The sequence below is a fragment of the Parabacteroides sp. APC149_11_2_Y6 genome (genome assembly GCF_054506995.1).
Window position 1 is genome coordinate 1,113,354 of sequence record NZ_CP173709.1, and the last position, 14,456, is coordinate 1,127,809.

The following is a 14,456-nucleotide window of genomic DNA, read 5'->3' on the forward strand; positions in this document are numbered from 1 at the left end:
TTGCCCGATAAAAACGTAGAATATGAAATTAGATAGATTTATAAACCGCCCGGTACTCTCTACGGTGATATCCATCCTGATAGTTATCCTGGGTATATTAGGCTTGCTATCCCTGCCTATTACCCAATATCCGGATATTGCCCCTCCAACCGTTTCGGTGAGAGCCACTTATACGGGAGCAAATGCACAAACTGTACTGAATAGTGTGATTGCACCGCTGGAAGACCAGATCAACGGTGTTGAGAACATGATGTATATGACCTCTAATGCCTCTAACAACGGATCTGCCGATATTTCCATTTACTTTAAACAGGGTACGGACCCGGATATGGCGGCTGTCAATGTGCAGAACCGTGTTTCTATGGCACAAGGCCTTTTGCCAGCTGAGGTAACTAAAATTGGTGTTACGACCCAAAAGCGCCAGAACTCCATGCTGGTTGTATTCTCTGTATATGATGCAGAAGACCGTTATGGTTTGAAGTTCCTTGAAAACTATGCTAAAATTAATCTGATTCCGGAGGTACAGCGTGTACCCGGTGTAGGTGATGCGAATGTGTTAGGTACGGACTACTCTATGCGTATCTGGTTGAAACCGGATGTGATGGCTCAGTACCACCTGGTTCCTTCTGATGTATCGACGGTTTTGGCAGAACAGAATGTGGAAGCGGCTCCCGGTTCGTTCGGTGAACAGGGTAACCAGTCGTTCCAGTATACAATCCGTTATAAAGGACGTTTGCAAACTCCCACCGAGTTTGAAGATATGGTTGTTAAGGCACTGCCTGACGGTGAAGTCCTTCGTCTGAAAGATATTGCCGATATCGAATTGGGTCGTTTGACTTACAGTTTCGTGAATAAAGTAAACGGACATGATGCCGTTACTTGTATTGTATACCAGATGGCTGGAACGAATGCGACAGAAACCATCAATGACATTCTGGAGCTGTTGGAGAAAACAGAAAAGACAATGCCTCCCGGCATGAAAGTTGACGTTTCCATGAATGCCAATGACTTCTTGTATGCTTCTATCCATGAGGTTATCAAGACTTTGTTGGAAGCATTTATCCTGGTATTTATCGTAGTATATATTTTCTTGCAGGATTTGCGTTCAACCTTGATTCCGGCTATTGCGATTCCGGTGGCTTTGATTGGTACATTCTTCCTGCTGTCGCTGATAGGTTTTAGTTTGAACTTGCTGACTCTTTGTGCTATGGTGCTCGCCATTGCGATTGTGGTCGATGATGCCATAGTCGTCGTCGAGGGGGTCCATGCAAAACTGGACCAGGGTTATAAATCTGCGAAACTGGCTTCTATCGATGCCATGAATGAATTGGGTGGTGCTATCGTTTCCATTACATTGGTTATGATGTCCGTGTTTATCCCGGTAAGTTTCATGAGCGGTACGGCTGGTACTTTTTACCGGCAGTTCGGTTTAACGATGGCTATTGCTATCGGCTTGTCGGCTCTGAACGCATTGACACTGAGTCCGGCGTTGTGTGCGATGTTCCTGAAGCCGCATGAAGAAGAAGCTCATTCAAAGAAGACAACGTTTGTTTCCCGTTTCCATGCTTCATTTAATGCCGCATACGATTCTTTGCTGACAAGCTATAAGAAACGAGTTGTATTCTTTATTCAGAAGAAATGGCTTTCATTTGGTTTTGTAGTCGGAGCCATTGTACTATTGGTTGTTTTGATGAATATTACACCGACCGGTATGGTGCCGAATGAAGATACAGGAACCATCATGGGAGCTGTAACACTGCCTCCCGGAACTTCACAGGAACGTACTATGGAAGTAATGAGTAAGGTGGATAGCCTGATTGCTTCCGACCCGGCAGTAAAATCCCGTACGGCTGTTACCGGTTTCAGTTTTATCGGTGGCCAGGGTTCTTCTTACGGTTCATTCATTATCAAGTTGAAAGATTGGGATGAACGTTCCATGACACAGAGTTCGGATATTGTGTATGGAAGTTTGTTTATGCGTGCTCAGAAGATTGTAAAGGACGCACAGGTATTGTTCTTTACTCCTCCGATGATTCCGGGGTATTCTGCTTCCAGTGATATCGAGTTGAATATGCAGGATAAAACAGGAGGTAGCCTGGAGAAATTCTTTGATGTGACAAAAGACTACATGGCTGCTTTGAAGGCTCGTCCGGAAATTAAATCCGCACAGAGTACCTTTAATCCGAATTTTCCACAGTATATGATTGATATCGATGCCGCTGCTTGTAAGAAAGTAGGTATCAGCCCGAGTGATATTTTGATGACTATGCAGGGATATTATGGTGGTTTGTATGCATCAAACTTCAACCGTTTCGGTAAGATGTACCGTGTAATGGTTCAGGCAGATCCTTCATTGCGTACGAATCTGGAATCATTGAAAAACGTGAAAGTAAAGAATGGCAATGAAATGGCACCTATTTCGCAGTTCGTTTCTATCAAGAAAGTATACGGACCGGATATTATCAGCCGTTTTAATATGTATACCTCTATTAAAGTGATGGTTGCTCCTGCCGACGGTTTCACCAGCGGCCAGGCATTGAAAGCATTAGAAGAAGTTGCCAGTACGACACTTCCTGCCGGGTTCGGTTACGAACTGGGAGGTATGGCTCGTGAAGAGGCTGAAAGTAGCGGAAGTACAACCGGTTTGATTTTCTTGCTCTGCTTCGTATTCGTATACTTATTGCTGAGTGCCCAGTACGAAAGTTATATTTTGCCGTTGGCCGTATTGCTTTCCGTTCCGTTCGGTTTGATGGGTAGCTTCCTCTTTGTTCAGGGATGGGCGGCATTGGGTAATATCCCTGCATTGAAAATGATATTGGGGACGATGTCCAATAATATTTACATGCAGATTGCCTTGATTATGTTGATCGGTCTGTTGGCAAAGAATGCGATTTTGATTGTAGAGTTTGCCCTCGACCGGCGCCGTATGGGTATGAGTATCACATGGGCGGCTGTATTGGGTTCTGCAGCCCGTTTGCGTCCTATCCTGATGACCTCATTGGCTATGGTGGTCGGATTGTTGCCTATGATGTTCGCCTTCGGTGTAGGTGCTCACGGTAACCGTACATTGGGTACTGCTGCTATTGGAGGTATGTTTATCGGTATGATCTTCCAGTTATTTATTGTTCCGGCATTGTTTGTGGCATTCCAGTATCTGCAAGAGAAATTTAAACCGATAGAATGGGAAGACCTGGACAACAGCGATCTGAATACGGAAATAGAACAGTACGCAAAAACAAAATAAGAGAGATGATAATGAAGAAACAGATTATATATATGGTATGTGCAACTGCTTTGCTGAGCAGTTGCCATATCTATAAAGCATACGACCGCCCAAAAGATTTGGATACTGCCGGTATTTACCGTGACCCGGTATCGGCAACAGATACATTGGCTGCGGATACGACCAATATGGGTAATATTTCCTGGAAAGAAATATTTCGCGACCCTAAGTTGCAGGCTTTGATAGAAGAAGGGTTGGAAAACAATGTAGATATGCAGGCTGCGGTTCTTCGTGTGGAAGAAGCCAAAGTATTGCTTACTTCTGCTCGTTTGTCTTTCCTTCCGTCTATTAATCTGGCACCGCAGGGGGCGATTACGAAGATGGAAAATACCGGCTATGTGAAGTCATATACATTGCCGGCTGCTGCAAGCTGGGAGGTGGATTTATTTGGCAAGCTGTTGAATGCAAGCCGTGGACAGAAAGCCACTTATTTGCAGAGCCAATATTCACAACAGGCTGTACGTTCACAGCTTATCAGTGGCATCGCCAATACGTATTTCACTTTGCTGATGCTCGACCGCCAGGTGGAAATAACCTCTGAAACGGTTGATATCTACGAAGAAAACGTACGTGTTATGGAAGCGATGAAAGAAGCCGGCATGACTACCGAAGCGGCTGTTGTGCAGATGCGTGCTGTTTACCATCAGGTTTCCGGTTCTTTAATCGAACTGAAACGTCAGGTTCGTGAAGTTGAAAACTCCTTGTCTGTATTATTAGCTAAAGCTCCGCAGCAAATTGACCGCGGAACGCTTGATGAACAGGTGATACCGGAAGAAATTATGGCTGGTGTGCCTCTGCAACTGCTTGAAAACCGTCCGGATGTGAAGATTGCCGAAATGTCGCTTGCCAGTGCTTATTATACGACTAATAAAGCACGCGCCGCTTTCTATCCGGGGCTGAATATTACAGCCAGCGCCGGTTGGACAAACGGTTCAGGTGTTACGGTTGCCAATCCGGGACAGTTTATGTTCCAGGCTTTGGCTTCGCTGGCACAGCCTATCTTTAATAATGGCAAGTTGATAGCTAACTTGAAGGTCTCGAAAGCGGAAGAGAAGATTGCCCAGATGAATTATCAGCAGGCAATTCTTGAAGCAGGCAAGGAAGTCAGTGATGCTTTGCACCTGTATGATGCAACAAACAGGAAGTTGCTACAGGATAAGTCGCAGATTGAAGAACTGGAAAAGGCAGTAACCTATACAAAGGCTTTGTTCCAGTCTGCACAATCCACTTATCTGGAAATCTTATCAGCCCAGCAGAGTTTGCTCAGTGCACAACTGACAGAAGTATCCGACAATGTTCAGCGTATGCAGGCTGTAATCAACCTGTATAGTGCCGTAGGTGGAGGAAGAGAGTAAAAACCTTTTAAATACAAATATTATGATTAGTCCGTTAGCTTATGTGGATGCCGGTGCAAAGTTGGGAGAGAACGTGATTGTTCATCCGTTTGCATATATTGATAAGAATGTGGAAATTGGCGACGGCTGTGAGATTATGCCGCATGTCAGCATTATGAGTGGTGCCCGTTTGGGAAAAAGAAACCGTATCTTCCAGGGAGCCGTTATTGCGGCGGAACCTCAGGACTTTGAGTATAAAGGGGATGAAACGGTTGCTGTTATCGGTGATGATAATGTAATCCGTGAAAACGTCGTTATCAACCGTGCAACGAATTCCGGAGGACAAACCTTTATAGGAAACGGCAACTTCCTGCATGAAGGGGTACACATTTCGCATGATACGCATATCGGCAACCATTGTGTATTAGGTTACGGCAGCAAAGTATCCGGGAACTGTTTTTTTGAAGACTATGTCATTTTCGGTGGCAATGTCCTGATAAGCCAGGGATGCCGTTTAGGAACCTGGTCGATGACACAGACCGGTTGCCGCGTCCGTAAAGATATACCTCCTTATATTGTTGCCGCCCAGGAACCGGTAACCTATTACGGGGTCAGTTCCGTAATACTTTCCCATCAAGGGGTAAGTGATAAAATTATTAAGCATATCGGTCATGCTTACCGTATTGTTTACCAGGGAAAGAGTAGTATTTTCGATGCATTGTTGATGATTAAGGACCAGGTTCCGATGAGTGCGGAGATTCAGCATATCGTCGATTTTATCAATGATTCAAAACTGGGTGTTATCGGAAGATAATACATATCCAAATAAAAGAAGAAGCTGTCTGGTAAATTGAAGCCGGGCAGCTTCTTTTTTGTTATGCCGCCATCCTCTGCTGACCCGGTGCAAAAAGTTAACGTAATTATAACTGACATAACTGTCATAGTAGGTTTAATATTCTGTTTAATAGCTTATTATCTTATGATAGTTGTCTGTTTAACTATCATGGCAACTATCATAACTATCATAGCAACGCTGTTCCGGAATACGATACATACTTGTTTTTCTTATTAAATAAACTGCTTAATATGAAAGAGATAGTATGTTATTGTTCCTGACATCCGGGTGTCGGAACCACTGAGACCCAGGTGTTGCTACATGCAAAATGCAGGTGTAAACCCGTTTGTATTCCTTGTCTTTCCAGTTTATCTATTATGATTTTCCGGTTTTTCTGCCTGATATGTGCTCTTGGCTTCAAAGAAAAAGAGGATAACTCCGTAGAGCCATCCTCTTTATATAATCAAAAAGTTTATTTGCCGATTAAAGAGCGCCAACTTCTTTCAACGCTTCGTTTGTTTTGTGAACGGCTACTGCACTCTTAGCGAACAATTCTTTTTCTTCAGCAGTCAGTTCCAGTTCAACGATCTTTTCGATACCGTTTTTACCAAGGATTACAGGAACACCGATGCAAAGATCTGATTCGCCATATTCACCTTCCAGATATACTGAGCAAGGAACCATCTTCTTCTGGTTGTGGATGATAGATTCAACTACAAATGCTCCTGCTGCACCCGGTGCATACCATGCGGAAGTACCCAGCAGTTTAGTCAGTGTAGCACCACCAACCATAGTCGCAGAAACTACTTCCTGCAATTTTTCTGCGCTCAACAGTTTGCTAACAGGGATACCTTTGTATGTAGCCAAACGAGCCAAAGGAATCATAGTTGTGTCGCCGTGACCGCCGATTACCATGCCTTCTACTTCGTTAGCATTGCAACCTAACGCCTGAGACAGGAAATATTTGAAACGAGAGCTATCCAAAGCACCACCCATACCGATAATACGGTTTTTCGGCAGACCCAGAGATTTCAATGACAGGTAAGTCATTGTATCCATAGGGTTAGAGATAACAACTAAGATAGCATTAGGAGAATATTTCAGGATGTTCTGAGCTACGCTTTTAACGATACCAGCGTTAACACCGATCAGTTCTTCGCGAGTCATGCCCGGTTTACGAGGTATACCTGAAGTGATAACAACAACATCAGAGTTGGCTGTTTTTTCGTAATCGTTAGTGCAACCTACAACTGTAGTATCGAAACCCAGCAGTTGAGCTGTTTGCATCATATCCATTGCTTTACCTTCGGAAACACCTTCCTTAACATCAAGCATTACAACTTCGTCTGCCACTTCATTGAAGGCAAGAACATTTGCGCAAGTAGCACCTACATTACCGGCGCCAACAACTGTTACTTTAGACATAATAATAAGTTTTATATGTTTTACTTATAATAATACTCTCTCATTTTTACCGTGAACAAAGGTACAATGTATTGCCGAATAAAGAAATATTTCCGTATATTTTTGTACACATTGATTATTAATTATCGCTAAAGGCTTATTCTACATAAAGTACCAATCCTTTCAGATATTCGCCTTCGGGATGATATATGTTTACAGGATGGTCGCCCGGTTGTGTAAGCTGGTGCAGGATACGAACACTGCGCCCTGATTGTGCGGCAGCACTAAACACGGCAAGGCGGAAGTTTTCTTTGCTTACAACTTGTGAACAGGAGAATGTGAAAAGGATGCCGCCCGGTTTGATTTTTTCGAAAGCGATGGCATTCAGTTTGCGATATCCCTGCAATGCATTGCGAAGTACATTCTTATGTTTGGCAAAGGCAGGAGGGTCCAATATGATAAGATCGTAATTATCTCCCATCTTTTCAAGATATTTGAATGCATCTTCCGCAAATGCCTGGTGGCGGGAATCTCCGGGGAAGTTCAATTCTACGTTTTTATTTGTCAAAGAGATAGCTTTGGCCGAGCTGTCTACCGAGTGTACAATTTTTGCACCTCCGCGCATTGCATAGAAAGAAAAGCCTCCGGTATAACAAAACATATTCAGGACGGAACGGTCTTTGGAGTAATGTTCCAGCAAGGCACGGTTCTCGCGTTGGTCAACGAAGAAACCGGTTTTCTGTCCTTTTTGCCAGTCCACACAGAATTTCAACCCTTTCTCGATTGCGATGTCTTCAACATCACCTCCGTACAGGTAGCCGTCTTCACTGCCCAGGTTGGCTTTGTAGGGCAGCGTCGCTTCCGATTTATAATAGATATTCTGTAAAGAATCTCCCAGTACCACTTTTAGCGCTTCCGCTATCTGGTGGCGGGCGAAATGCATACCTACGGAATGGGCTTGCATAACGGCTGTATGAGCATACATATCGATAACTAACCCGGGAAGGTTGTCTCCTTCGCCATGCACCAGGCGATAGGTGTTATTATTGTCTACACCCGCTAATTGTAAGGTTTGCCGAAGTGTATAAGCAATACGAATCCGTTCTTCCCAGAATTTATTGTCGATAACCACTGGCTTGAACGATAAAATACGTACTGCAATACTACCGATCTGATAGTGTCCGATACCCAGAAAACGTTGATTGGCTCCGTATATTTCCACCAGGTCTCCTTCTTCTGGTTTTCCTTCAATGGATTGGATAGCCCCGGAAAAGACCCAGGGATGGAATCTCAATAACGATTCTTCCTTTTTCGGTTTAAGGAATACTTTACAATAGCTCATTTATACTTGTTTCAATTGATTATATATTCTAAGACATGCCCATGCATCCAATGCCGCATATTTTTTTTGTGCATCTGTTAATACATCTGCTTCCCAGTTTGTGAGGCGCTGTCCTTTCGAGATTTTTTTGTTGAAGAGGATTGCATAAATCTTTTGAAGGCTTGCATCTTCAATCCCGAACTGGCCTACATAATTCTGAAGGTCGAGGAAGTTCTCCGGCTGTATGTCCGTACGTTTTCTCATTGCGCCGAAGTCGTCCCGTAAGGAGAGGCCTATTTTTTTTATATCCGTGTTCGCCAGAAATTCCTCCAAAGCTTCAGGAATGCCTATGCGGTTTACCCGGAACAGGAAACAGGCTTCATCGGTTGAGATTTGTATAAGAGAAATCTTGAACCGTTGTCCTTTCTTGAAACTGGGACGTGTTTCCGTATCGAAACCGACTTCTGTAAATTGCGACAGATAGCATACCGCTTTCCGGGCATCCGCTTCGGTGTCGATGACGATAATCCTTCCGGTATATTCTTCTATGGATAATTTTGATATTTCTTCTTTGCTTATGGAATGTGTATATTGCTGTATCATTTTTCTTCGTTCGTTTCTAAATCATCTTCTTCGTTGTAACGTATGAAATGAAGAGCTTTAAGTGCGTTTAATAATTGTTGTCCCCAGAATTCACGGAAATTAGTCCGGCATATGGCAATCGCTTCAAGCATAACTTCCTCGTTCCCCTGACGGAATAAGGAAATAAAATTGCCCATATCCTGATATATGTCTGCCAGATTTTCAGAAATAAAAGCAGCGATAGGAGTATCGCTGTATTGCATATCCGCATGGAATGTTTCCAGATAGGAATCTTTGTCTCCCAAAAGAGAGGCGATCCGGGTACGGACACTTTCATACATATCTTCCGTAACGGTTTGTTCCGGTTCGATGTCTTCATTTTCTTCTACAGGCGGAAGTAAATTAGCTTTCAGGTATAACAAGGGTAATAGCTTCACAGCTTTGTCTGCGAAATCCAACCAGCCGGATTGTCCTGCACTCTCGGCGAATGTACAGAATTCCAATGCTACCGTTACGAATTCCAGCGTATTATGTTCATATATCGGACTATTCTTTTTTTCAATGCTCATTGCTATATAGGACCTTATAAATTATCCTTGCAAAAGTAAGAATTATATTTGGAACGAGCAGGTAAATGTCCTTATAAAAGTTGAAAGGGGGAGGGGTAAACCAAAAAGAGATTACCGTTTCCAGCAATCTCTTTTTGGTTGTTTGTGTCCTGTTTAAGGAGCGTGTTGTCTTTTATTTACGAATTAATGCGATGGCATTATCTCCCATAAGTGCTTGTTTGCAATTAAGGGTTCCGTCTTTTTGGTTATACGTAAATGTGCCTTTTTGAGCGCCTAACATATCAAAAGAAAATTCACCTGTACCTTTCTTGGCATCATAAGTATAGGTTATCGCCTGATCCTTGAGAATATCTCCTGCAGCAGATGTTACATTTAACGTTCCGGGTAAACCGCCATTAATAGCATAAGGGTATAATACGATATTTACAGATATTCCACCTGCTATTGTTTCTTTATTCACCCAGGTACCGGCAATGGAATTAGGAAAAGTTGTTTTTGTTACCGTATAAGTTCCTAACTCAACTGTGCTTGTAAAGTTGACAGCTAACTGGTCGCCTCCGTTAGATTGTAAAGTTGCTTTAGACGGTCCTCCGTCTGTTGTTTCAAAAGTTACGGTTGCTGTACCTGTCGTCTGATCATATACATACCGTCCGTCATATGAGCCACTTTCTTTTTCACCGGGAGCGGCAATTGTGATGGTACAAATTTGACCACTGCTTGCGCTACTTGAAAAAATAACATCGCATGTATAACCTGTGGAGCCATTGCCACCGGTCCATACACCATCAAGAGTTGCCGGATACGTTGTCGGATCATCTTTTTTACAAGAAACGCAAGCAAGGCATACCATAAGGATAACCCCCAATTTTGTCATCATCTGTTTCATAATTTAATAATAATTAGTTTGTTAATAATTTGAATTGTATATTTTAGTTTGTTAGTGTTACTAGGTTTTGTGCTTTTATTTTCATTACCTGAGTGACAATAAGAAATTAAAAGTTTTGCTGCAAACATAGGTGGAAATTTCATAAAAGGGTGTTAAATCTCTTGTACTGGCTTTTGTTGGGACTTTTTTTTGATGAAATGGGAATGTTTGAGGTATATCGGAATATTATTTGTTGAAAAATGGGAATATGTTTTTCTTGTTATACTGTGACTTTTGAGGTATATAGACAAAAAAGGCGGGTAACCTTTTCGGGTTACCCGCCTGCTGAATAATTAATTTAATCGACTCTCATGTGAAAAGAGTGTTTTATTTTCCTTTAGCCAAGGTGTATGTGAATTCATCAATTTCACCTTTCATTTTACCATCAGGTGATAGTTTGAATACATAAGTTTGAGCTTCTGCACCTTCAACTGCAACCTTGAATTCAACTGTACCTGTATCTTTAGTGTAGCTGCAAGTTCCTGCCATTGTTTTTGCCTGAACACCGTCAACCTGTGTTATGATAGTACAAACCTGACCACCATCGATGGCTTTTGCATCAATATTAGCAGTCATTGTAGCAGTTTTACCATCTTTGTCACCTGTTCCTGCCCATTTTCCGGCAACACTTGCGGGGAAATTGGTTTTAGTCACGTCATATTTAGGATATTCTATCGTACCAATTACAGATACAGTTAAAATATCACCTGCTTCATTAAATTGTAAAGTTGCACTGATTGGACCTCCATCTAAAGATTTTTCAAATTCTACATCGATTCTTCCTGCTGAAGCATCATAGGTAAAATGTCCCTGTCCGGTAAGTATGTCATCTTGTCCTGGACTTGAAATTGTGATATCACAATAATTGCCAACGCTACCGCTTACGGTAAATACAACATCGCAATTATAACCTGTAGAGCTATTGCCTCCGCTCCATACACTGCTTTCGATAGTTGCCGGATATGAATTGTTGTCGTCTTTTTTACAAGCCACGAGAACTAAACACATCATAAAAACTACGCTTAAACTAGTCAATAATCGTTTCATAATCTAACTAAATGATTTTGTTGTTAATATTAATTTGACACTTTTGAAGTCTGGGTGTCTGTTTTGAGAATAAAAAACTAAAACTAAAACAATGATTAAAGTACTTTTGTTCTTAATACTATCTTTTGTTGAAAATCAGTTTTTTCTAAGAGTTAAGTAAATCTTTATAAATAAGGGGTTAAACATATAGTTCCTTTAAATTACTGTGAGATGTTGATTCCGGATAGGGGAATCAAAGTGTCCTTGAAAAGTCCTTTTGGATTGGTCCATTGTTTTTGGGTTCGCATATTCATTAATGGTTATTGTTCCTTTTCTTTTTCGCATACAAATATATGAAAACTTTTGTAATACAAAGTCGGTGTTTCTATGAAAAAATCCAACCTTAACTCTGTTTAACTATGATTTTGATACAAAAAACATGTTAAATCTATCATGTTGCTTATGAATTGTAAGGCTTGGGTGGGATTGTTGCAAGAATAGTCCGGATACACTATTTCACATTCTGATAAGTCTATCCGGAGGTTTCCATGCATTGAATAAAAGCGTATCCGAATTTAAAACAGAGAACCTAAATTCGTAAGACTGCAAATTAAAATATTCTGTGTACATTTGCGGGTTGTAAATATATCAGTATGGCTAAGAAAACGACTACAAAGCAAAATAGCAATAACGGGGAGAGTAAGTGGAGCCGGATCAAAATCTTTTTTAAGAGTGAGCGGACTCGTTTTATTACAGGATTAGTTATTTCCATTATTACAATATATGTGGGGCTTGCCCTTATATCCTTCTTTTTTACAGGTGCAGCGGACCAGAGTAAGATAGAGAATGTCCCTCTGGGTGATTTGGTAACAAACCGTGGGGCTGTGGACAACTGGACCGGAGTAAGAGGTGCGTTCCTTGCCGATTTATTGATGAACCGCTGGTTCGGTATTTCATCCTTCCTTATATTATTGTTTTTAGGGACCGTGGGAGCCAAGCTGATGAACCTGAGCAAGGCCTCTATATTGAAGCGTTTCCTGTTTTGTGCAGCCATGCTTGTCTGGGGGTCCCTGTTCTTTGCTTTTATCTTTATCGAAGGATATGAAGATACCTTTATTTATTTAGGAGGACAACACGGTTACTATTTGTCGGAAGTGATGATGAATAATATAGGTATACCCGGCACCCTGTTGTTTTTGCTGGGCATATTCCTGATTATCGCCATATTTACCAGTAAACGGACGATCCCTCTTCTTCAGAGTTTCTTTTCTTTCGGCTGGTTGAAGAAACGCCTGAAAAAGGAATCGGCAATAGATGAGGAAGACGATACACCCGTCAGCCCCTCGTTGACAGAACAACCGGACGAACAGCCGGAAATGGATGATTTTGTATTCGACACAGAGAAAGAAATCCGGGAAGCCCGGAAGGAGAATCCCGTCAAACAGCAAACATCCGCTTATAGAGCCGAAGTGGAAGAAGACGGTTTTGTGGTAACCGTCCCGGAAGAAGAAGAAACATACAATAACTCCAATGACCCCGACACTTCTTTAGATGCAAGCGAAAACGAAGCCGACCCCCAATTCACGGTGGAAGTCGCTTCCGGCGATGATGAAGCCTACGATGCTTCGGTGCAGGGAGATTACGACCCGAAACTGGACCTCTCGTCTTTCCGCAACCCGACAATCGAATTACTAAAGAAATATGATGTCAGCGACCACCAGGTCGATATGGAAGAACAGATGGCTAACCAGAAACGTATCAAGCAAACGCTGGAAAGTTTCGGTATCAGCATCTCTTCCATCAAGGCAACGGTTGGACCGACCATTACCCTTTATGAAGTGATTCCCGATACAGGTGTCCGTATCTCCAAAATCAAGAATCTGGAAGACGACATCGCCCTGAACCTTTCGGCTTTGGGTATCCGTATCATCGCCCCGATGCCGGGTAAGGGTACCATCGGTATCGAAGTGCCGAATAAAGACCCGCAGATTGTATCCATGCAGTCGGTGATCGCTTCCCGCAAATTCCAGGAATCAAAATACGATTTGCCTGTTGTGCTGGGTAAAACCATTACGAATGAGATTTTCATGTTCGACCTCTGCAAGATGCCTCACCTGTTGGTGGCTGGTGCTACCGGACAAGGTAAGTCCGTCGGTCTGAATGCCGTGATTACATCCTTATTATATCGTAAACATCCATCGGAGTTGAAATTCGTGCTGGTAGACCCGAAGATGGTTGAGTTCGGCATCTATTCGGAACTGGAACGCCATTATCTTGCCAAGCTGCCGGATGCGGACAAAGCCGTGATTACCGACTGTACGAAGGTAATTATGACCTTAAACTCCATCTGTAAGGAAATGGACGACCGGTATGAGTTACTGATGAAAGCCCATGTCCGTAATATAAAGGAATACAACGCTAAATTCATCTCCCGCCATCTGAATCCCGAGAAAGGGCATAAGTTCATGCCGTTTATCGTGGTGATTATCGACGAGTTCGGCGATTTGATTATGCAGGCCGGAAAAGAAATCGAAACCCCTATCGCCCGTATTGCCCAGAAAGCGCGTGCCGTAGGTATCCATATGATTATCGCGACACAGCGTCCGTCTACCAATATCATTACCGGTATTATCAAGGCGAACTTCCCGGCGCGTATGGCGTTCCGTGTGATGCAGATGGTAGACTCCCGAACCATTTTGGATGCACCGGGTGCCAACCAGTTGATAGGCCGTGGCGACTTGCTCTTCTCGCAAGGCGGCGAAACCAACCGTGTGCAATGTGCGTTTGTCGATACTCCGGAAGTGGAACAAATCGTAAATTACATATCCGAACAGCCCGGCTATCCTACCGCCTTCATGCTGCCCGAATATGTGGGTGAAGGAGGCGACGACAAGGCTCCGGGCGCTGTTGATTTGTCCGACCGCGACCCCTTGTTTGATGAGGCAGCACGTCTGATAGTCATCCAGCAGCAAGGTTCTACCTCCTTAATCCAGCGTAAGTTTGCTATCGGATATAACCGTGCGGGTCGTCTGATGGACCAGTTGGAGGCTGCCGGTATCGTAGGGCCGTTTGAAGGAAGTAAGGCACGCCAGGTATTGATTCAGGACGAGTACAACCTGGAACAATTACTGAACTCCCTCAAGTAAGCCTTTTATGTATAATGTTTATTGAATTTTC

At 42.9% G+C, this 14,456-nt stretch carries 10 protein-coding genes; 4 read left to right on the forward strand and 6 right to left on the reverse strand.

All coding sequences use genetic code 11. From position 1 onward, the window contains the following. Positions 1–22: 22 nt before the first annotated feature. The 3 genes from ACGE0T_RS04570 to lpxA are packed head-to-tail and all read left to right on the forward strand — an operon-like array spanning position 23 to position 5,431. Positions 23–3,244, forward strand: a complete 3,222-nt coding sequence (locus tag ACGE0T_RS04570) for an efflux RND transporter permease subunit (protein WP_459189356.1) — start codon at positions 23–25, stop codon at positions 3,242–3,244. A 5-nt stretch (positions 3,245–3,249) separates the two neighbouring features. Continuing rightward, positions 3,250–4,638: a TolC family protein gene (locus ACGE0T_RS04575; protein ID WP_459189357.1), complete on the forward strand. Its 1,389-nt coding sequence runs from the start codon at positions 3,250–3,252 to the stop codon at positions 4,636–4,638. Between the two features lie 22 nt (positions 4,639–4,660). Next, on the forward strand, positions 4,661–5,431 hold the full coding sequence (gene lpxA, locus ACGE0T_RS04580; RefSeq protein WP_459189358.1) for an acyl-ACP--UDP-N-acetylglucosamine O-acyltransferase: 771 nt from the start codon (positions 4,661–4,663) through the stop codon (positions 5,429–5,431). 504 nt (positions 5,432–5,935) lie between these two features. Here lpxA and mdh read toward each other — a convergent pair. The 6 genes from mdh to ACGE0T_RS04610 all read right to left on the reverse strand — a co-directional run bounded on the left by mdh (position 5,936) and on the right by ACGE0T_RS04610 (position 11,300). Further along, positions 5,936–6,877: a malate dehydrogenase gene (mdh, locus tag ACGE0T_RS04585; protein WP_459189359.1), complete on the reverse strand. Its 942-nt coding sequence runs from the start codon at positions 6,875–6,877 to the stop codon at positions 5,936–5,938. Positions 6,878–7,013: 136 nt separating this feature from the next. Further along, on the reverse strand, positions 7,014–8,198 hold the full coding sequence (locus ACGE0T_RS04590; protein WP_459189360.1) for a class I SAM-dependent rRNA methyltransferase: 1,185 nt from the start codon (positions 8,196–8,198) through the stop codon (positions 7,014–7,016). Further along, on the reverse strand, positions 8,199–8,780 hold the full coding sequence (locus ACGE0T_RS04595) for a 3'-5' exonuclease (protein ID WP_459189361.1): 582 nt from the start codon (positions 8,778–8,780) through the stop codon (positions 8,199–8,201). Then, on the reverse strand, positions 8,777–9,322 hold the full coding sequence (locus tag ACGE0T_RS04600) for a DUF5063 domain-containing protein (RefSeq protein ID WP_459190417.1): 546 nt from the start codon (positions 9,320–9,322) through the stop codon (positions 8,777–8,779). The genes ACGE0T_RS04595 and ACGE0T_RS04600 overlap by 4 nt, the downstream gene beginning before the upstream one ends. Positions 9,323–9,500: 178 nt before the next feature. Beyond that, positions 9,501–10,205, reverse strand: coding sequence for a hypothetical protein (locus ACGE0T_RS04605; protein ID WP_459189362.1), 705 nt, complete (start codon positions 10,203–10,205; stop codon positions 9,501–9,503). Positions 10,206–10,580: 375 nt separating this feature from the next. Then, entirely contained in the window at positions 10,581–11,300 is a 720-nt protein-coding gene (locus ACGE0T_RS04610) for a hypothetical protein (protein ID WP_459189363.1), read from the reverse strand. Between the two features lie 632 nt (positions 11,301–11,932). Between ACGE0T_RS04610 and ACGE0T_RS04615 the strand changes: the two genes are divergently transcribed. After that, entirely contained in the window at positions 11,933–14,425 is a 2,493-nt protein-coding gene (locus tag ACGE0T_RS04615) for an FtsK/SpoIIIE family DNA translocase (protein ID WP_459189364.1), read from the forward strand. Positions 14,426–14,456 lie beyond the last annotated feature (31 nt).

Coding starts and splice junctions, on each gene's coding strand:
- ACGE0T_RS04615 (WP_459189364.1), top strand. CDS start 11,933: ATGGCTAAGAAAACGACTACAAAGCAAAATAGCAATAACGGGGAGAGT.
- lpxA (WP_459189358.1), top strand. CDS start 4,661: ATGATTAGTCCGTTAGCTTATGTGGATGCCGGTGCAAAGTTGGGAGAG.
- mdh (WP_459189359.1), bottom strand. CDS start 6,877: ATGTCTAAAGTAACAGTTGTTGGCGCCGGTAATGTAGGTGCTACTTGC.
- ACGE0T_RS04610 (WP_459189363.1), bottom strand. CDS start 11,300: ATGAAACGATTATTGACTAGTTTAAGCGTAGTTTTTATGATGTGTTTA.
- ACGE0T_RS04605 (WP_459189362.1), bottom strand. CDS start 10,205: ATGATGACAAAATTGGGGGTTATCCTTATGGTATGCCTTGCTTGCGTT.
- ACGE0T_RS04570 (WP_459189356.1), top strand. CDS start 23: ATGAAATTAGATAGATTTATAAACCGCCCGGTACTCTCTACGGTGATA.
- ACGE0T_RS04595 (WP_459189361.1), bottom strand. CDS start 8,780: ATGATACAGCAATATACACATTCCATAAGCAAAGAAGAAATATCAAAA.
- ACGE0T_RS04575 (WP_459189357.1), top strand. CDS start 3,250: ATGATAATGAAGAAACAGATTATATATATGGTATGTGCAACTGCTTTG.
- ACGE0T_RS04590 (WP_459189360.1), bottom strand. CDS start 8,198: ATGAGCTATTGTAAAGTATTCCTTAAACCGAAAAAGGAAGAATCGTTA.